This is a genomic window from Streptomyces sp. NPDC007346, assembly GCF_040703535.1.
Lineage (GTDB): Bacteria > Actinomycetota > Actinomycetes > Streptomycetales > Streptomycetaceae > Streptomyces.
In genome coordinates, this window is the sequence record NZ_JBEYKR010000055.1 from 12,644 (window position 1) to 31,145 (window position 18,502).

15 protein-coding genes are annotated in these 18,502 nt (G+C 72.1%); 4 read left to right on the forward strand and 11 right to left on the reverse strand.

Annotated features, from left to right (window positions below; translation table 11 throughout):
• The first annotated feature begins 297 nt into the window (after positions 1 to 297).
• Entirely contained in the window at positions 298 to 1,656 is a 1,359-nt protein-coding gene (locus AB0917_RS16795) for an MFS transporter (protein WP_366820291.1), read from the forward strand.
• Here the strand turns inward: AB0917_RS16795 and AB0917_RS16800 are convergent.
• From AB0917_RS16800 to hrcA, 7 genes are all read right to left on the reverse strand, one after another.
• Complete coding sequence (locus AB0917_RS16800; RefSeq protein ID WP_366820292.1) at positions 1,620 to 2,612, reverse strand: adenosine deaminase; 993 nt, start codon at positions 2,610 to 2,612, stop codon at positions 1,620 to 1,622. The two genes, AB0917_RS16795 and AB0917_RS16800, sit on opposite strands and share 37 nt — an antisense overlap.
• A 68-nt stretch (positions 2,613 to 2,680) precedes the next feature.
• A complete protein-coding gene (locus AB0917_RS16805) occupies positions 2,681 to 3,595 on the reverse strand; it encodes a ribonuclease Z (protein WP_366820293.1) in 915 nt (304 codons plus the stop codon).
• A 30-nt stretch (positions 3,596 to 3,625) separates the two neighbouring features.
• Positions 3,626 to 3,985, reverse strand: coding sequence for a histidine triad nucleotide-binding protein (locus AB0917_RS16810; RefSeq protein ID WP_366820294.1), 360 nt, complete (start codon positions 3,983 to 3,985; stop codon positions 3,626 to 3,628).
• A gap of 77 nt (positions 3,986 to 4,062) precedes the next feature.
• The gene (locus AB0917_RS16815) at positions 4,063 to 4,809 is read right to left on the reverse strand and encodes a 16S rRNA (uracil(1498)-N(3))-methyltransferase (RefSeq protein ID WP_366820295.1); all 747 of its coding nucleotides are present in this window, start codon (positions 4,807 to 4,809) and stop codon (positions 4,063 to 4,065) included.
• Positions 4,806 to 5,876 carry a nitronate monooxygenase gene (locus tag AB0917_RS16820; protein WP_366820296.1) on the reverse strand — a complete coding sequence of 357 codons (1,071 nt, stop codon included), beginning with the start codon at positions 5,874 to 5,876 and terminating at the stop codon, positions 4,806 to 4,808. Before AB0917_RS16820 ends, AB0917_RS16815 begins: the two co-directional genes overlap by 4 nt.
• Positions 5,877 to 6,008: 132 nt before the next feature.
• Entirely contained in the window at positions 6,009 to 7,148 is a 1,140-nt protein-coding gene (dnaJ, locus tag AB0917_RS16825; protein WP_366820297.1) for a molecular chaperone DnaJ, read from the reverse strand.
• Positions 7,149 to 8,165, reverse strand: coding sequence for a heat-inducible transcriptional repressor HrcA (hrcA, locus tag AB0917_RS16830; RefSeq protein ID WP_366820298.1), 1,017 nt, complete (start codon positions 8,163 to 8,165; stop codon positions 7,149 to 7,151).
• 244 nt (positions 8,166 to 8,409) lie between these two features.
• On the opposite strand from hrcA, the gene AB0917_RS16835 reads away from it, so the two are divergent.
• The gene (locus AB0917_RS16835; RefSeq protein ID WP_366820299.1) at positions 8,410 to 9,141 is read left to right on the forward strand and encodes an MBL fold metallo-hydrolase; all 732 of its coding nucleotides are present in this window, start codon (positions 8,410 to 8,412) and stop codon (positions 9,139 to 9,141) included.
• A gap of 197 nt (positions 9,142 to 9,338) precedes the next feature.
• Positions 9,339 to 10,157 (forward strand): DUF3097 domain-containing protein, encoded by an 819-nt coding sequence (locus tag AB0917_RS16840; protein ID WP_366820300.1) that lies wholly within the window; start codon positions 9,339 to 9,341, stop codon positions 10,155 to 10,157.
• 61 nt (positions 10,158 to 10,218) lie between these two features.
• Here AB0917_RS16840 and hemW read toward each other — a convergent pair whose 3' ends face one another.
• The 4 genes from hemW to lepA all read right to left on the reverse strand — a co-directional run bounded on the left by hemW (position 10,219) and on the right by lepA (position 17,929).
• Positions 10,219 to 11,460: a radical SAM family heme chaperone HemW gene (hemW, locus tag AB0917_RS16845; protein WP_366820301.1), complete on the reverse strand. Its 1,242-nt coding sequence runs from the start codon at positions 11,458 to 11,460 to the stop codon at positions 10,219 to 10,221.
• A gap of 53 nt (positions 11,461 to 11,513) precedes the next feature.
• Positions 11,514 to 13,559, reverse strand: a complete 2,046-nt coding sequence (locus AB0917_RS16850) for an ATP-binding SpoIIE family protein phosphatase (RefSeq protein ID WP_366820302.1) — start codon at positions 13,557 to 13,559, stop codon at positions 11,514 to 11,516.
• Between the two features lie 321 nt (positions 13,560 to 13,880).
• Entirely contained in the window at positions 13,881 to 15,770 is a 1,890-nt protein-coding gene (locus tag AB0917_RS16855) for a long-chain fatty acid--CoA ligase (protein ID WP_366820303.1), read from the reverse strand.
• A gap of 284 nt (positions 15,771 to 16,054) precedes the next feature.
• On the reverse strand, positions 16,055 to 17,929 hold the full coding sequence (gene lepA, locus AB0917_RS16860) for a translation elongation factor 4 (protein WP_366820304.1): 1,875 nt from the start codon (positions 17,927 to 17,929) through the stop codon (positions 16,055 to 16,057).
• A gap of 227 nt (positions 17,930 to 18,156) precedes the next feature.
• Here lepA and rpsT point away from each other — a divergent pair, with 227 nt between their 5' ends.
• The gene (gene rpsT / locus AB0917_RS16865) at positions 18,157 to 18,423 is read left to right on the forward strand and encodes a 30S ribosomal protein S20 (RefSeq protein WP_103533584.1); all 267 of its coding nucleotides are present in this window, start codon (positions 18,157 to 18,159) and stop codon (positions 18,421 to 18,423) included.
• Positions 18,424 to 18,502: the final 79 nt, after the last annotated feature.

Below are 18,502 nucleotides of genomic sequence, written 5' to 3' on the forward strand. Positions count from 1 at the left end.
CGGGTTCTTAGCCCATAAACGCATAAGTGGCTCAGATCACAGCGAGGCGACTTTCGGTCGGCGCGGGCACTTGATACAAATTGCCCCGCGAGCACCTTCGGGGACGTTGCCCGACGAGAGCCGCACTTCTCGCATCTCCTTGTATTTCACGTATTTCCTCCGCATTCCCCTTTCCGCGCGTCGGCATCGCTCCGCTCTGCCCGGCTCCGCCCTGGCCTGCTCCGCCCTGCCCTGCGCGCGTCGCCCCACCCCCCTCCCCTCCCCCTGCCTGCTCAGGCATGTCTTCAGGAAACGCCCATGTCCTCGCGCCGTGCCGCGTGGCCCCTGGTCGCCGTCTTCACCGCCGGCTACCTCGCCTCCTATCTGCTCCCCACCATCGTCGGCCGCCTCAGCGTCCATCTCGGGCTGACCCCCGCTCAGGCGGGCCTGGTCGGCAGTGCTCTGCTGTTGAGCTCGGCGAGTGCCGGGTTCGTCCTGGCGGGCCGGGTCGAGCGGTACGGGGCCCGTACCCCGGCCCGCGCCGGTCTGCTGCTGGCCGCCCTGGGGTACGGCTGCGCCGCACTGGCCGGGTCCGTGCCGCTGGTGGTGGCCTCCGTCGTGGTGGGCGGCTTCGGCTCGGGGGCGGCGACGGCGGTCGCGGCGGCCGGGATCGCCGCGCGGCGCGACCCGCACCGGACGTCCTCGCTCGGGCTGCTCGCCGTCTCCGCGACGGCGGGCGCCCTCTATCTGACGATCCCGCACCTCGGCGGCGGCCACCGGCTTCCGTTCGCCTCGGTCGCCCTGGTCGCCCTGCTCGTCTGGCCCGCGACCGCCCGGCTGAAGGGCCCCATGGCCACCGAGGAGTCGGCCTCGCGGGTCACCGGCCCGCTGCCGCACCGCCGCTCCGGTCTCGTCCTGGCGGGCGGCATGCTCGTCTGGTCCATGGCGCAGAACGCGCTGTGGGGCGTCAGCAGCCGCATCGGCGTGGTCCAGGCGGGGCTGACCGAGGTGACCGTCGGCGCGGTGTTCGCCGCCGCACTCGGCGCGGGGCTGCTGGGCGTCATGGGCGCCGGGGTCCTCGGCGCGCGGATCGGCCGGGCGGTGCCGATCGGGCTCGGGACCGTGATCATCTCGGGGAGCATCGTGCTCACCTCCTCGGCCCGGGACCTCGGCTCGTTCGCGACCGGCGAGATCCTGTGGAACACCGTCTACCCGGTGGTCCTCTCCTACCTGATCGGCCTGGCCGCCTCCCTGGACGTACGCGGCCGCTGGGCGGTCCTGGCGGGCTCGGCCTCCTCCGTGGGCGTGGCGTGCGGCCCGCTCCTGGGCAGCGTGCTCTCCGCGGAGGCCGGATACCCGGCGATGGGGCTGGTCCTGGGGGCGGCCACCCTCCTGGTCGCCGCCCCGGTGACCGCGGTGGCGCTGCACACCGGTGGCCGTCCGCTGGTGCCCGGCTCGGTCCGCCGCCGCGGTGGCGCCCCGGCCGCGCTGCTGGCCGCCACCACCGGCAACCTGTCCGGTGCCGTGCCGAAGCTCGGCTCACCGGAGCAGGCCGTCACCGAACTCCGCGTACCGGCCCTGCGGCGCGGGCGGCTGGTGCGCAGCGCGATCCGGACGGCCGGTCCGGACGGCGCGCCCGGTCAGTCGAACGCGTACGCCTCGACCTCGGACAGGTAGCGCGCCCGGCGCTCCTCGTCGTGGTCGAGGAAGGCCGCCTCGAAGGAGTTGCGGGCCAGGGTGCGCAGCTGCTCCCGGTCCAGGGCGAGCGCGTCGCGGACGGCGTCGAAGTTGTCCCCGGCGTACCCGCCGAAGTAGGCGGGGTCGTCGGAGTTGACCGTGCAGAGCAGCCCCGCGGCCATCATCCGCGGCAGCGGGTGGTCCTTCAGCGTGTCGACCGTGCGCAACCGTACGTTGGAGAGCGGGCAGAGCGTCAGCGGCACCCGGTCCGCGACCAGCCGCGCCACCAGCTCCGGGTCCTCCAGGCAGCGCAGCCCGTGGTCGACGCGCTCGACGCCGAGGACGTCCAGGGCCTCGCGGATGTAGGACGGCGGCCCCTCCTCCCCCGCGTGGGCCACCTTGCGCAGCCCCAGCGCGGTGGCCGCCTCGTACACCTCGCGGAACTTGGCGGGCGGGTGGCCGACCTCGGCGGAGTCCAGGCCGACGGCGCTGATGCGGTGGAGGTAGGGGCGGGCCGCGTCGAGGGTGCCGAGGGCCGCTTCGGCGGAGAGGTCGCGCAGGAAGCACAGGATGAGCTGGGTGGAGACGCCGTGGGTCTCCTCGCTGCGCTCCAGTGCCCGGCCGAGCCCCTCGATGACCGTGCCGATGGGGACGCCCCGGGCGGTGTGGGCCTGCGGGTCGAAGAAGATCTCGGCGTGCCGGACGCCCTGGGCGGCGGCGCGGGCCAGGTAGGCGTCGGCGAGTTCGGTGAAGTCCTCCTCCGTACGCAGCACGGCCATGAGCGCGTAGTAGAGGTCCAGGAAGGACTGGAGGTCCTCGAACCGGTAGGCCGTGCGCAGTTCGTCGGCGGTGGCGTACGGCAGGGCCACCCCGTTGCGTTCCGCGAGGGTGAAGGCCAGCTCGGGTTCGAGGGTGCCTTCGATGTGGAGGTGGAGTTCTGCCTTGGGGAGGTGCACGGTGTCTCACAAACGAATGGTGCGGTTGTTTCGGGGGTGGTGCGGTTGTTCGGTGGTGTGCGGTTGTCTCAGGGGCGGTGCCGGGTGGGGAGCGGGACCCGCGTCAGGTCCTGGGCGACGGTGAGTTCGCCGTCGAACCCGGCGGCGCGGGCCTGGCTCCCGAAGAGTTCCGGGTCGCTGTAGCGCTGCGAGAAGTGGGTCAGCACGAGGTGGCGTACGCCTGACTCCTGCGCCACCCGGGCGGCCTGTTTGGCGGTCAGGTGGCCGTGGTCGGTGGCCAGCTTCTCGTCCTCGTCGAGGAAGGTCGACTCGATGACGAGCATGTCGCAGGCCTCGGCGAGCGCGTACACCCCGTCGCAGAGCCGGGTGTCCATGACGAACGCGAACCGCTGCCCGCGCCGGTGCTCGGAGACCTGCTCCAGGGTGACGCCGCCGAGGACACCCGCACGCCGGAGGCGGCCGATGTCGGGCCCGCCGATGCCGTGCTCCTGGAGGAGGGCGGGCAGCATGCGGCGGGTGTCGGGCTCGGTGAGGCGGTAGCCGTAGGACTCGACGGGGTGCGAGAGCCGGTGGCTGTCCAGGGTGTACGAGGCCGTGGTGGCGAGGACCGCGCCGGTCCCGGCGACCGGGACCTCGGCCAGCTCGACACTCTCGCGGTAGGCGGTGGCGTACCGCAGCCGGTCGAAGAAGTGCTGCCCGCTCGCCGGGTAGTGGGCGGTGACGGGGTGGGGCACCTGGTCCAGGTTGATGCGCTGGATCACTCCGGCGAGCCCGAGGGAGTGGTCGCCGTGGAAGTGGGTGACGCAGATCCGGTCGATGTCGTGCGCGGCGACCCCGGCCCGCAGCATCTGGCGCTGGGTGCCCTCGCCGGGGTCGAAGAGGATGCCCTCGCCGTCCCAGCGCAGCAGATAGCCGTTGTGGTTGCGGTGCCGGGTGGGGACCTGGCTGGCGGTGCCGAGCACCACCAGCTCGCGTACGGACATGGGGGAAACGCTCCTGCTGTGCGGAGGGGGTTATCCGGGGGGCCACTGGAGGCCGCGGCCGCCCAGGACGTGGGCGTGCACGTGGAAGACGGTCTGGCCGGCGCCGGAGCCGGTGTTGAGGATGATCCGGTAACCGCTGCCGTCCACCTTCTCGTCGGCGGCGACCGCTCCGGCCTCGCGCAGCATGTCGGCGGCGGTCTGCGGTTCGGCGGCGGCCAGCGAGGCCGCGTCCGGGTAGTGGGCCTTGGGGATGACCAGGACGTGGGTCGGGGCCTGCGGGTTGATGTCGCGGAAGGAGACGGTGGTCTCGCTCTCCCGGACGATGGTCGCCGGGATGTCTCCCGAGACGATCTTGCAGAACAGGCAGTCGGTCTGCGGCTCTCCCGCCATGGCTCCGGGCCTCCTCGTTCGCTGATGATCAGTTGTACGGGCATGCTATCGCCGGACTCCGGTCGCCCGGCCCGAGGTCATCCCCAGCGGCCGGTGCGTCCGAGGAGCAGCGCGCTCGCGGCCGTCCCGGCGGTGGAGGTGCGCAGCACGCTGCGGCCCAGCCGGTACGGGCGGGCGCCCGCCTCGGCGAAGGCGGTCAGCTCCTGCGGGGAGACGCCGCCCTCGGGGCCGACGACGAGCACGATCGAGCCGGTGGCGGGGAGTTCGGCGGTGGCGAGAGGTGTGCTGTCGTGGTCGCGGTCCTCGTGCAGGACCCCGGCGAAGCCGGCACCGGCCAGCAGCGCGGCGACCTGCTGGGTCGTCATGGCCTCGGTCACCTCGGGGAAGCGCACCCGGCGGGACTGCTTGCCCGCCTCCCGTGCCGTACTGCGCCATTTCGCCAGGGACTTGGCGCCCCGCTCGCCCTTCCACCGAGTGACGCAGCGGGCGGCCTGCCACGGCACGATCGCGTCGACGCCGGTCTCGGTCATCGTCTCGACGGCCAGCTCGCCCCGGTCGCCCTTGGGGAGCGCCTGGACGACGGTGATGCGGGGCGCGGGCTCCGGCTCCTCCTGGACGGGCGCGCCGACGGTGACCGTGAGCCGGTCCTTGCCCTCGGCGGCGCGGACGGTGCCCTGCGCCCAGTGGCCGAGCCCGTCGGTGAGGACGACCTCCTCGCCGGGCTCCAGCCGCCTGACCGACACGGCGTGCCGCCCCTCGGGCCCGTCCAGCACGAACTCCGGCCCGGTGGGCATCCGTTCGACGACGAAGACCGGTGCGGTCACCGGGGGCTCCTCATGCTCAGGGCCGCCCTGGCGGCCTCCAGTTCGGCGGCGAGCAGCTCGATCAGCTCACCGGCGGGCAGTTCGCGGGCCATCCGGTGGCCCTGCCCCGCCCACAGGGCCATGCCCTGGGCGTCCCCGGCCTTGGCGGCGGCCTGGCGCAGCCCGGTGGTCACGTAGTGAACCTGGGGGTAGGCGGCGGGGGCGTACGGGCCGTGTTCGCGGATGAACCGGTTGACCAGGCCGCGCGCGGGGCGCCCGGAGAAGGCGCGGGTCAGCTCGGTGCGGACGAAGAGCGGGTTGGTCAGGGCCTGCTTGTGGAGGAGGTGGGCGCCGGACTCGGGGCAGATCAGGAAGGCGGTGCCGAGCTGGGCGGCGTCCGCTCCGGCCGCGAGGACGGCGGCGATCTGCGAGCCGCGCATCAGGCCGCCCGCCGCGACGATCGGGATCTGCACGGTCTCGCGGACCTGGGTGACGAGGGTGAGCAGCCCGGTGCCGGTGTGGTCGGCCTGCGGGTCGTCGCGGTGGGTGGACTGGTGGCCGCCCGCCTCGACGCCCTGGACGCAGACGGCGTCGGCGCCCGCCCACTGGGCGGCCTGGGCCTCCTCGGGGGAGGTGACCGTCACGATGGTGTACGTCCCCGCCTTGGCGAAGGCGTCGAGCGTGTCGCGGGCGGGGCAGCCGAAGGTGAAGGAGACCACCGGGACGGGGTCCTCCAGCAGGATGGCGACCTTCGCCTCGTACCCGTCGTCGCCGCTGCCGTCGGGGTCGCCGAGCGGGGTCTCGTACCAGGCGGCCTCACCGGCCAGCTGGTGGCGGTAGACCTCGACGGCGCTGGGGTCGGCGAGCGCGGGCTGCGGCATGAAGAGGTTGACGCCGAACGGGCCGCCGGTGAGCCGGCGCAGCTGTTTGATCTCGTTGTACATGCCGTCCGCCGTCTTGTACCCGGCGGCCAGGAATCCGAGCCCGCCCGCCTCGGCGACGGCCGCGGCGAGCTGAGGTCCGGAAGCGCCGCCCGCCATGGGGGCCTGCACGATCGGATACCGGCAGAGATCGGTCAACGAGGACATGACCGCATCGTGCCACGTCCGTCGCACAGGGCCGAATCAGCCAGCGTGCGGTATGACCGGATCTCCCGCCGAACGCCGCACCGCCCACCGGCGGAGAACCGGTGGGCGGTGCGGTGAAAGGCGGAAAACGCTTCAGCGGCCGTTGAAGGCGTCCTTCAGCCGGGAGAAGAGCCCCTGCTGACCTGGCTGAAACTGGCCCAGAGGCCGCTCCTCGCCGCGCAGCTTGGAGAGCTCCCGCAGCAGCCGCTCCTGTTCCGCGTCGAGCTTGGAGGGGGTGATCACCTCGACGTGCACGATGAGGTCGCCCCGGCCACCGCCGCGCAGGTGGGTGATGCCCCGCCCGTGCAGGGGGACGGACTGGCCGGACTGGGTGCCGGGGCGGATGTCGATCTCCTCGACGCCGTCCAGGGTCTCCAGCGGACACTTGGTGCCGAGGGCGGCCGCGGTCATCGGGATGGTGACCGTGCAGTGCAGGTCGTCGCCGCGCCGCTGGAAGACGGTGTGCGGCACCTCGTGGATCTCGACGTACAGGTCGCCGGGCGGGCCGCCGCCGGGGCCGACCTCGCCCTCACCGGCGAGCTGGATGCGCGTGCCGTTGTCGACGCCCGCGGGGATCTTGACGGTGAGCGTGCGGCGCGAACGGATACGGCCGTCGCCGGCGCACTCCGGGCACGGCGTCGGCACGACCGTACCGAAGCCCTGGCACTGCGGGCAGGGCCGCGAGGTCATGACCTGGCCCAGGAAGGACCGGGTGACCTGCGAGACCTCACCGCGGCCGCGGCACATGTCACAGGTCTGGGCGGAGGTGCCGGGGGCCGCGCCCTCGCCGCTGCAGGTGTTGCAGACGACCGCCGTGTCGACCTGAATGTCCTTGGTGGTGCCGAAGGCCGCCTCGGAGAGGTCGATCTCCAGCCGGATCATGGCGTCCTGGCCGCGCCGGGTGCGCGAGCGGGGCCCGCGCTGCGCGGCGTTGCCGAAGAACGCGTCCATGATGTCGGAGAAGTTGCCGAAGCCACCGGCTCCGAAACCGCCCGCGCCGCCGCCCCCGCCGTTGCCGGAGAGCGGGTCGCCGCCGAGGTCGTAGACCTGCTTCTTCTGCGGGTCCGAGAGCACCTCGTAGGCGGCGTTGATCTCCTTGAACCGCTCCTGGGTCTTCGGATCCGGGTTGACATCCGGGTGCAGCTCGCGGGCGAGCCGACGGAATGCCTTCTTGATCTCGTCCTGAGATGCGTCGCGGCGCACGCCGAGTACGGCGTAGTAGTCCGTGGCCACTTACGACTCCGCCAGGATCTGTCCGACGTAACGTGCCACTGCGCGTACCGCTCCCATCGTTCCGGGGTAGTCCATGCGGGTCGGTCCGACCACGCCGAGTTTGGCGACTGCCTCGTCGCCCGAACCGTAGCCGACCGCGACGACGGACGTGGACGTGAGGCCCTCGTGGGCGTTCTCGTGCCCGATCCGCACGGTCATGGCTGAATCCGTTGCCTCACCGAGCAGCTTCAGCAGGACGACCTGCTCCTCCAGTGCTTCCAGCACCGGCCGGATCATCACAGGGAAGTCGTGCCCGAAGCGGGTGAGGTTGGAGGTGCCGCCGATCATCAGCCGCTCCTCCGTCTCCTCGACCAGGGTTTCGAGGAGGGTGGAAAGAACCGTGGAAACCGTTCCCCGGTCCTCGCTGTCGAAGGATTCCGGCAGCTCCCGCACCAGCCGCGGGACATCCGAGAAGCGGCGTCCGACGACCCGGCTGTTGAGCCGGGCACGCAGATCCGCGAGGGATGCCTCGCCGAAGGGCGCGGGGCAGTCGATCATACGCTGTTCGACCCGGCCGGTGTCCGTGATCAGGACCAGCATCAGCCGGGCGGGGGCGAGCGAGAGCAGCTCCACGTGCCGCACCGTCGAGCGGGTCAGCGAGGGGTACTGCACGACCGCGACCTGCCGGGTCAGCTGCGCGAGCAGCCGTACGGTCCGGCCGACCACGTCGTCGAGGTCGACCGCGCCGTCGAGGAAGTTCTGGATGGCCCGGCGCTCGGGCGAGGAGAGCGGCTTGACGCCGGCGAGCTTGTCGACGAAGAGGCGGTACCCCTTGTCGGTGGGGATGCGCCCCGCGCTCGTGTGCGGCTGCGCGATGAAGCCCTCGTCCTCCAGCACCGCCATGTCGTTGCGGACGGTGGCCGGGGAGACCCCCAGCTGGTGCCGCTCCGTGAGCGCCTTGGAGCCGACGGGCTCCTCGGTGCCGACATAGTCCTGGACGATGGCGCGCAGCACTTCGAGTCTGCGTTCGCTGAGCATGGCGCACACCTCCAGCTGTCGTTCCCCGGTCTCTGTCTCCGGATCTTCGTCTGGCACTCGGTGCGTACGAGTGCCAGTTACCCATCGGTCAGTGTACGGGGGTGGGGTGGGGCCGGGGCAAGGGCGACCGGTCATGCCTCCGCCGAGCCGTACGGGACGACCGGTCATGCCTCCGCCGAACCGAGCAGAACGACCGGTCATGCCTCCGCCGAACCGGGCGGGACATTGCCGATAGCGTCGCCCCATGGACGTCTCTTGGGAAGACTTCGGCTGGGAGCGGTTGGGCCACGGTATCGGGCGGCGGCGCCTGCCGGGCTGGGACGCCACGGCCGCGCTGGTGGCCGGGGCCGGCGGTGTGCTGCTGTACGACACCGGCTCGACCCTGCGCGAGGGCGTCGAGCTGCGCCGCCAGGCCGAGGCGCTGCTCGGCCGGAGGGTGACGCATATCGCACTGAGCCACCCGCACTTCGATCATGTGCTGGGCACGGCGGCGTTCGCCGGGGCCCAGGTGTACGGAGCGGTGGGCATCAGCGCCCTGCTGCGCCGCTCGGCGGACGAGCTCACCGGGTCGGCGGTGCGCCACGGCCTCGCGGAGGAGGAGGCACACCGGGCGGTGGACACGCTGGTGGTGCCGCACCACGAGGTGACCGGCGAGTGGACGCTCGACCTGGGCGGCGGCCGTCAGGTGCTGCTGGCCGACGTGGGCCCGGGGCACAGCGGCCACGACCTGGCGGTGCTGGTCCCGGGCACGGACGAGGAGCCCGCGGTGGTGCTCTGCGGGGACCTGGTGGAGGAGTCCGGTGAGCCGCAGGCGGGCCGGGACGCGATCACCTCCCGCTGGCCGGCCGCCCTGGACCGGCTGCTGGAGCTGGGCGGCGAGGGCTCGGTGTACGTACCAGGGCACGGGGCGGTGGTGGACGCGGCGTTCGTGCGGGCGCAGCGGGGGGCGCTGGCGGAGCGGTTCGGGGTGGGGTGAGCCGGGGGGCGAACGGTGAGGTAGGCGGTGAGATGAGCCGGGGGCTGGCGGAGCGGTTCGGGTGGGGTGAGCCGGGGGCGAGCGGTGAAGTAAGCGGTGAGATGAGCTGGGGGGGCGAGCCGGGGGCGTACGCCGGGCCCGCGTGTCGTGTGCGGGGGGCGAATCCCCGTACGGGCGGAGCGAATTATCGTCGTCCCATGCGCAGCTACCAGCCGGACCTGACCCCGCCGTGGAAGAGGTCCGCCCCCGTGCCCGAGGTCCCCGCCGAACCCGACCTGGTCGTGGAGGAGGTCGCCACCGGCTTCTGCGGGGCGGTGATCCGCTGCGAGAAGACGGCCCAGGGGCCCACGGTGACCCTGGAGGACCGCTTCGGCAAGCACCGGGTCTTCCCGATGGAGCCCCGCGCTTTCCTGCTGGAGGGCAAGGTGGTCACGCTGGTCCGTCCTGGGCCGGGCGGTCCTGTGCGTCCCACCCGTACGGCCTCCGGTTCGGTGGCGGTGCCCGGTGCGCGGGCCCGGGTGGCGCGGGCCGGGCGGATCTACGTGGAGGGCCGGCACGACGCGGAGCTGGTCGAGCGGGTGTGGGGCGACGACCTGCGCATCGAGGGTGTGGTGGTGGAGTACCTGGAGGGCATCGACGACCTCCCGGCCATCGTGGGCGAGTTCTCCCCGGGGCCCGACGCCCGGCTCGGGGTGCTGGTGGACCACCTGGTGGCCGGTTCCAAGGAGTCCCGGATCGCCGCGCAGGTCTCGGACCCGCATGTGCTGGTGGTGGGCCACCCGTACATCGACGTGTGGGAGGCCGTGAAGCCGTCGTCGGTGGGGATCGACGCGTGGCCGGTGGTGCCGCGCGGCCAGGACTGGAAGACGGGGGTGTGCCGGGCGCTGGGGTGGCCGGAGAACACCGGCGCGGCCTGGCAGCACATCCTGTCCAAGGTGCGCAGCTACAAGGATCTGGAACCGCAGCTCCTGGGGAGGGTCGAGGAGCTGATCGACTTCGTGACCCTTCCCGAGTGACGTCACGGGGGCAGGCCCGCCACGTCAGGGGGCGGGCCTCCAGCCCCCAGCCCCCCAGCCCTCAGTCCACCAGGTCCCGCACCACCGCGTCGGCCAGGAGCCGCCCGCGCAGGGTGAGGACCGCGCGGCCCTCCTCGTACGGTTCCGGCTCCAGCAGGCCGTCGGTCAGGGCCCGGCGGGAGGCGGCGAGGCCGTCGGTTTTCAGCAGGTCGAGCGGGCAGCCGTCGCGGAGCCGGAGCTCCAGCAGGATGCGCTCGACCCGGCGGTCCTCCTCGGCCAGGACCTCCCGGCCCGCTCCCGGTGAACGGCCCTCGGAGAGCGCCTGGGCGTACGCGCCGGGGTGCTTCACGTTCCACCAGCGGACCCCGCCGACGTGGCTGTGGGCGCCGGGGCCCGCGCCCCACCAGTCGGCGCCACGCCAGTACAGCTCGTTGTGGAGGCAGCGGCCGGCCTCGGTGGTGGCCCAGTTGGAGACCTCGTACCAGTCGAAGCCGGCGGCGGCGAAGGCCTCGTCCGCGATCAGGTAGCGGTCGGCGTGCGCGTCGTCGTCGGTCATGGGGATCTCGCCGCGCCGGATGCGGCGGGCGAGCTGGGTGCCCTCCTCGACGATGAGCGCGTACGCGGAGACGTGGTCGGGACCCGCGCCGATGGCCGCGTCCAGGGTGGCCCGCCAGTCGTCGTCGGACTCGCCGGGGGTGCCGTAGATCAGGTCCAGGTTGACGTGGTCGAAGCCCGCAGCGCGTGCCTCCGCGACGCAGGCCTCGGGGCGGCCGGGGGTGTGGGTGCGGTCCAGGATCTTCAGGACGTGCTGCTTGGCGCTCTGCATGCCGAAGGAGACCCGGTTGAAACCGCCCTCGCGCAGGGCGGAGAGGTAGGCGGGGTCGACGGACTCGGGGTTCGCCTCGGTGGTGATCTCCGCGTCGTCCGCGAGCCCGAACTCCTCCCGGATCGCTGCCAGCATCCGTACAAGGTCCGCTGCGGGCAGCAGCGTGGGCGTGCCGCCGCCGACGAAGACCGTACGGACGGGGCGGGGGTCGTCGCCGAGGACCTTGCGGGCCTGGCGGACCTCCTCGATCAGGTGGGCGGCGTAGTTGTCGCGGGAGGCCAGGGCGCCGCCGGAGCCGCGCAGCTCGGTGGCGGTGTAGGTGTTGAAGTCGCAGTAGCCGCAGCGGGTGGCGCAGTACGGGACGTGCAGGTAGAAGCCGAGCGGGCGGTCGGCTGCGCCTTCCAGGGCGTGGCGGGGCAGCGCCCCGTCGTCGGGCACGGGCTCACCATCGGGCAGTACGGAAGGCATACCGTCCATTGTCGCTCGCCGCGGACGTTCCCCGGACCTGGGCCGCTTTTCGCCGACGTGCTTCAGTCCGCGTGCAGCACCAGCAGCGCCACATCGTCGTCCGGGGGCCGCTCGGCGAACTCGTGGACCGCCCGCCGGATCCGCTCGGCCGTCGCCTCGGCGGGCAGCCCGGCGCACCCGGCCAGCACCCGGGCCAGCCCGTCCCCGTCGTCGAACATCAGCGGGCCCGACCGCCGCTCGGTCACCCCGTCCGTGACGCAGAGCAGGCTGTCCCCGGGCGCCAGGTCGAAGGTCTGGCTCTCGTACGCCACGTCCTCCACGACCCCGAGCAGCACCTGCGGCTCGGCCGCCGGGCGTACCGAGCCGTCGGGGCGCAGCAGCAGCGGCAGCGGGTGTCCGGCGCTGGCCACCGTGCAGCGGACGCCTCCGCCGGGGAGCGGCACGACCTCCCCGTACAGCAGGGAGAGGAACCGCGGCTGCGAGCCGTCGTGCAGCGCCTGTCCCCCGGCGGCGGCGACCATCAGGGCGGCGGCCTCGGCGGCCTCCATGGCGTCGTCGAGCAGCAGCCGGTTGAGCCGGTCCAGCACCTCCCCGACGCCGAAGCCCTCGCGGGAGAGCAGGCGGAGCCAGGGGCGGGCGAGGCCGGTGACGACGGCGGCCTCGGGGCCGGAGCCCTGGACGTCGCCGAGGACGAAGCACCAGCGGTCGCCGGGGCAGGGGAAGATGTCGTAGAAGTCACCGCCGACCACGCCGTCGTCGCTCGGTTCGTACACGAGGGCGCTGGTGACGCCGGGGATGTCCGCGACCTTGCTGGGGAGCAGGCCGCGCTGGAGGATGCGGCTGATGGTGGCCTGCCGGGTGTAGGCGCGGGCGGCGCCGACGGCGAGGCCGAGGCGGCGTACGAAGTCCTCGATGAGCGAGGCGACGGCTTCCGGGACCTGGGCGACGCCCTCCCGGCCGACGAGGACGGTCCCGAGCGCCCGGCCGCCCGCCGTGATCCGGAAGGCGAGCGCGGCGCCGTCGCGGCCGCCCGGGTTCGAGGGCGGGGCCGGGGTGCCCTCCTCCGCTCGGGGGGCCGGCCAGGGTACGGGGACGGATACGGGCCCGGAGCCGACGTCGGCCGGAAGGCGGAGGGGCTCCCTCTCCAGGGCCGTGCGCAGAGGCTCCGTACCGTCCTCGTCGCTGTGCCAGACCCGGGCCAGGCGGGGTTCGGCCGCCGGTCCCCCGCCCTCCGGCTCCAGCCAGATCGCACACCAGTCCGCGAGGCGGGGCACCAGCAGCTGGCCCGCTATGGCGGCCACCAGGTCCTCGTCGAGCTGCCCGGCGAGCAGGTCGGACGCCTCGGCGAGGAAGGCCGGGGCGCCCCGGCTGTCCCAGACCGCGTCGTCGCGCTCGGTGCGCCGGGCGGCGGGGGCGAGGATCTCGGCGGCGCGCAGGCCGCGGCGGAGGGAGTCGCGGTCGGGCGGGGCGGTCGGGCCGCTCCAGTCGTCGACGGGGAGGCGGGCCCAGACGGTCTTGAGGCCGGTGCGGTAGGTGATGCCCCAGGACTCGGCGAGGGTGGCGACGAGCTGGAGGCCCCGGCCGTACTCGGCGGGGTCGGGCAGATCGGCGGGGACGGGGGGCTCGGTGGGGGCGGGGCCGGGGGCCTCCGCGTCCGTGCCGGCCGTACCGTCCGTGCCGGCCGTCGGCTCGGCGGGCGGCCGGGCCGGCTCCCCTGCCGCCCTGGGTTCGTCGCCGCCCACCGGGCGGGCCGGGTGGTGGTCGGTGACCTCCAGGACGAGGGCGGCCGCGGGTTCCTCGGCGCTCTCCTCCGCCAGCCTGAGGACCAGGTCGACGGTGGTCCCGGCGTGCACGACGGCGTTGGTGACCAGCTCGTTGGTGACGGTCACCGCGTCGTCGGCGAGCCGGTCGCTGAAGCCCACGGCGGCGGGCACCCCGAGCCCGGTCCACTCCGCGAGCGCCGCCCGCACGAACCGGCGGGCCGCGGACGGGGAGAGAGGTATTCCGGGCAGGCTGGTGCGACTGGCCAGGCGCGGGCCGTGCGCGTACCCGGCACGGGTGGTGCCGGGACGCTGCACGGTGTCCCACTGCGAGGGGATGGGTGCCACGGTGCGGCTCCTACGGTCCGACGACTCCGACAGAGTGACAGACCGGACGCGCACATAAGCACCGAGTTACCGAAGTAGGCAGAAAATCGAGCAGGTTCGAACGCAAGGCTTCGGGAAGCGCAACGGAAAACGGACAAGGGGAATCGGACAGCGGAAACGGACGGGGAAACAGGCGAGGGGAACGGGCAGCGGGAACCCGCAGGGGGAACGGGCAGGGAGAACGGGCAGCGGGCGGGGTCGCCGGACAGTTGGGTGTCCGGCAACCCGCCCGTTTGGCAACCCCGCCCGCGTACGCCGGGTCTTCCAGGGCGGCGGCTCGCGCTACGCCTCGCGCGATCCCGCGTACATCTCGTCGATCAGCTCCTGGTACTCCCGCTCGACGACCGGCCGCTTCAGCTTGAGGCTCGGGGTCAGCTCACCGTGCTCGACGTCCAGGTCGCGCGGCAGGAGGCGGAACTTCTTGATGGTCTGCCAGCGCTGGAGCCCCTCGTTGAGGCGCTGTACGTACCCGTCGATCAGCTCGACGGTCTGCGGGGCGGCGACCACGTCCGCGTACTCCTTGCCCTCCAGGCCGTTCTCGGCGGCCCAGCCCAGGATGGTGGGGCCGTCGAGCGCGATGAGCGCGGTGCAGAAGTTACGGTCCGCGCCGTGCACCAGGATGTTGGAGACGAACGGGCAGACCGCCTTGAACTGGCCCTCGACCTCGGCCGGGGCGATGTACTTGCCGCCCGACGTCTTGATCAGGTCCTTCTTGCGGTCGGTGATGCGGAGATAGCCGTCGGCCGACAGCTCGCCGATGTCACCGGTGCGGAACCAGCCGTCCGACTCCAGGACCTCTTCGGTCTTGTCGGGCAGCTTGTGGTAGCCCTGCATGACGCCGGGGCCGCGCAGCAGGATCTCGCCGTCGTCCGCGATGCGCACCTCGGTGCCGGGGAGCGGCTTGCCGACGGTGCCGGTGCGGTAGGCCTCGCCCGGGTTGACGAAGGAGGCGGCGCTGGTCTCGGTGAGACCGTAGCCCTCCAGAACGTGGATACCGGCGCCCGCGAAGAAGTAGCCGATGTCGGGGGCGAGGGCGGCGGAGCCGGAGACGCAGGCGCGCAGCCGGCCGCCGAAGGCCTCGCGGATCTTGGAGTAGACGAGCGCGTCGGCGACCTTGTGCTTGGCGCCGAGCGCGAAGGGGACGGAGGACTTGCCGGTGCGGCGGAAGTTGTCCTGGGAGACCTTGGCGTACTCGCGGGCGACCCCGGCCGCCCACAGGAAGATCTTGTACTTGGCGCCGCCGCCCGCGCGGGCCTTGGAGGCGACCCCGTTGTAGACCTTCTCGAAGATCCGGGGGACGGCGGCCATGTAGGTCGGCCGGACGACCGGCAGGTTCTCGATGATCTTGTCGATGCGGCCGTCGACGGCGGTGACGTGGCCGACCTCGATCTGGCCCGAGGTGAGGACCTTGCCGAAGACGTGGGCGAGCGGCAGCCAGAGGTACTGCACGTCGTCGGCGTTGATCAGCCCGGTCGAGACGGTGGCCTTGGCCATGTACGACCAGCTGTCGTGCGGCAGCCGTACGCCCTTGGGGCGGCCCGTGGTGCCCGAGGTGTAGATGAGGGTGGCGAGCTGGTCGGCCGTGATGGCGGAGACCCGCTCGGTGACCGCGTCCGGGGACTTGGCGAGGAGCTCCTCGCCCTGGGCCTCCAGGTCGGCGAGGGTGATGATCCAGCCCTCGGGGTCCCCCTCGGCGGGCTCGACGCCGGCCGGGTCGATGACGACGACATGGGCGAGGTCGGGCAGCTCGGCGCGGCGCTCCCGGGCCTTGGCGAGCTGCTCGGCGTCCTCCGCGATGAGGATCCGGCTCTCGGAGTCGGCCAGGATGAAGGCGGCCTCCTCGGCGTTCGTGGAGGGGTAGACCGTGGTGGTCGCGGCGCCCGCGCACATCACGCCGAGGTCGATGAGGATCCACTCGACCCGGGTGGCGGAGGAGAGGGCGACCCGCTCCTCCGGCTGCACGCCGAGCGCGATCAGCCCGGCGGCGATCGCGTAGACCCGCTTCGCGGCCTGGCCCCAGCTCAGCGACTTCCAGTCGTCGGGGCCCTCGCCCGAGGCCGACGGGACCGGGTAGCGGTACGCCTCCCCGTCCGGGGTCGCCGCCACGCGGTCGATGAAGAGGGACGCCACGGAGGGCGGCCGGTTATCGATCAAGGTCTGTGTGTCGCTCACGACGTCCTCCGGGCCTGCGGCATTGCTACGACCGGCTTCTTTGATACTGCGACTACTGCTGCTGTCCTGCTGCGCAACCTGCTTGTTCGGCTTGTTTAACTGGCGAGTAACCAACGAGTCGTGATCAGAGTAGAACGCGCTCGCCCCCCACGTAAGAGGCAACGGGCCGCCGCTTTCATAACGAAAGGGCCCCCGTCACCGCGCGGTACCGCGGTGGTGGGGGCCCTTCGACGCTCCACGGGAGGCCCGGCAGGCTCCGCGGGGAAGCCTGGCTCGGGAAGAGGCTACTTCTTGCCCTTGCTCTCCCCGGCGGACTCGTCGGTCGACAGCACCGAGATGAAGGCGTCCTGCGGGACCTCCACGTTGCCGACCATCTTCATCCGCTTCTTGCCCTCCTTCTGCTTCTCCAGCAGCTTCCGCTTACGGGAGATGTCACCGCCGTAGCACTTGGCGAGGACGTCCTTGCGGATGGCGCGGACCGTCTCCCGGGCGATGACCCGGGCGCCGATGGCGGCCTGGATCGGCACCTCGAAGTTCTGCCGCGGGATGAGCTTCTGGAGCTTGGCGACGAGCCGGACGCCGTACGCGTACGCCTTGTCCTTGTGGGTGACCGCGGAGAACGCGTCCACCTTGTCGCCGTGGAGCAGGATGTCGACCTTGACGAGCTGGGCCGACTGCTCGCCGGTGGGCTCGTAGTCGAGGGAGGCGTAACCGCGGGTCTTGGACTTCAGCTGGTCGAAGAAGTCGAAGACGATCTCGGCGAGCGGCAGCGTGTAGCGGATCTCGACCCGGTCCTCGGAGAGGTAGTCCATGCCGAGCAGGGTGCCGCGCCGGTTCTGGCAGAGCTCCATGATCGCGCCGATGAACTCGCTCGGGGCCAGCACCGTGGCGCGGACGACCGGCTCGTGCACCTTGTCGATCTTGCCCTCGGGGAACTCGCTCGGGTTGGTGACGACGTGCTCGGTGCCGTCCTCCATCTCGACCCGGTAGACCACGTTGGGGGCGGTCGCGATCAGGTCGAGGCCGAACTCGCGCTCCAGCCGCTCACGGACCACGTCCAGGTGGAGCAGGCCGAGGAAGCCGACGCGGAAGCCGAAGCCGAGCGCGGCGGAGGTCTCCGGCTCGTAGACCAGGGCGGCGTCGTTGAGCTGGAGCTTGTCCAGCGCCTCACGCAGGTCCGGGTAGTCCGATCCGTCCAGCGGGTAGAGCCCCGAGAACACCATCGGCTTGGGCTCCTTGTAGCCGCCCAGCGCCTCGGTCGCCCCGTTGTGCAGCGAGGTGATCGTGTCACCGACCTTGGACTGCCGCACGTCCTTCACGCCGGTGATGATGTAACCGACCTCGCCCACGCCGATGCCGTCGGCCGGGGTCATCTCCGGGGAGGACACCCCGATCTCCAGCAGCTCGTGGGTGGCGCCGGTCGACATCATCCGGATGCGCTCGCGCTTGTTGAGCTGTCCGTCGATGACACGGACGTAGGTGACGACACCGCGGTACGCGTCGTAGACCGAGTCGAAGATCATCGCGCGGGCGGCGGCGTCCGCGACGCCGACCGGGGCCGGTACGTCACGGACGACCCGGTCGAGCAGCGCGTCCACGCCGACACCGGTCTTGGCGGAGACCTTCAGCACGTCCTCGGGCTGGCAGCCGATGAGGTTGGCCAGCTCCTCGGAGAACTTCTCCGGCTGCGCGGCGGGGAGGTCGATCTTGTTCAGCACCGGGACGATGGTGAGGTCGTTCTCCATCGCGAGATAGAGGTTGGCCAGCGTCTGGGCCTCGATGCCCTGCGCGGCGTCCACCAGCAGGACCGTGCCCTCGCAGGCCGCGAGCGAACGGGAGACCTCGTAGGTGAAGTCCACGTGGCCCGGGGTGTCGATCATGTTGAGGACGTGGGTGACCCCCGTGTCCTCACCCGTGTCGGGCGCCCAGGGCAGCCGGACCGCCTGGGATTTGATGGTGATGCCGCGCTCGCGCTCGATGTCCATCCGGTCGAGGTACTGAGCGCGCATCTGCCGCTGGTCGACCACTCCGGTCAGCTGAAGCATCCGGTCGGCGAGGGTCGACTTGCCGTGGTCGATGTGCGCGATGATGCAGAAATTGCGGATCAGCGCCGGGTCGGTACGGCTCGGCTCGGGCACGTTGGAAGGAGTCGCGGGCACGCAGGGTCCTGATTCTTGAGACGCCGAACGCCGTGTCTCGGGTCGATGTCGGGTCGGTCGGATCGTCGGTCGGATCGATACGTAAGCTCCATCGTCCCACGCCTGCGGGACAGCGACCGGTTTGGGCCGGTCGGAGGGTGACTGCTACCGTGGACAGCTGTGCCTCGTGGCTCTCATCAGCGGCGTGGCGCACCTAGAAGATCCAACGAACCTGAAAAGGCTCTTTCGTGGCGAACATCAAGTCCCAGATCAAGCGGAACAAGACCAACGAGAAGGCGCGCCTGCGCAACAAGGCCGTCAAGTCGTCGCTCAAGACCGCGATCCGCAAGGCCCGCGAGGCCGCCGCTGCCGGTGACGTCGAGAAGGCCACCACGGCCGTCCGCGACGCCTCCCGTCAGCTCGACAAGGCTGTCTCGAAGGGTGTCATCCACAAGAACTCCGCCGCCAACAAGAAGTCGGCGCTGGCGTCCAAGGTTGCCGCCCTGCAGGCCTGAGCTTCTTCCCGAAGCTCACTGATGTGACCGCCGGAACGGACTCGACGGGCCCTCTCTCCCGCCCCTGACCGGCACCCCG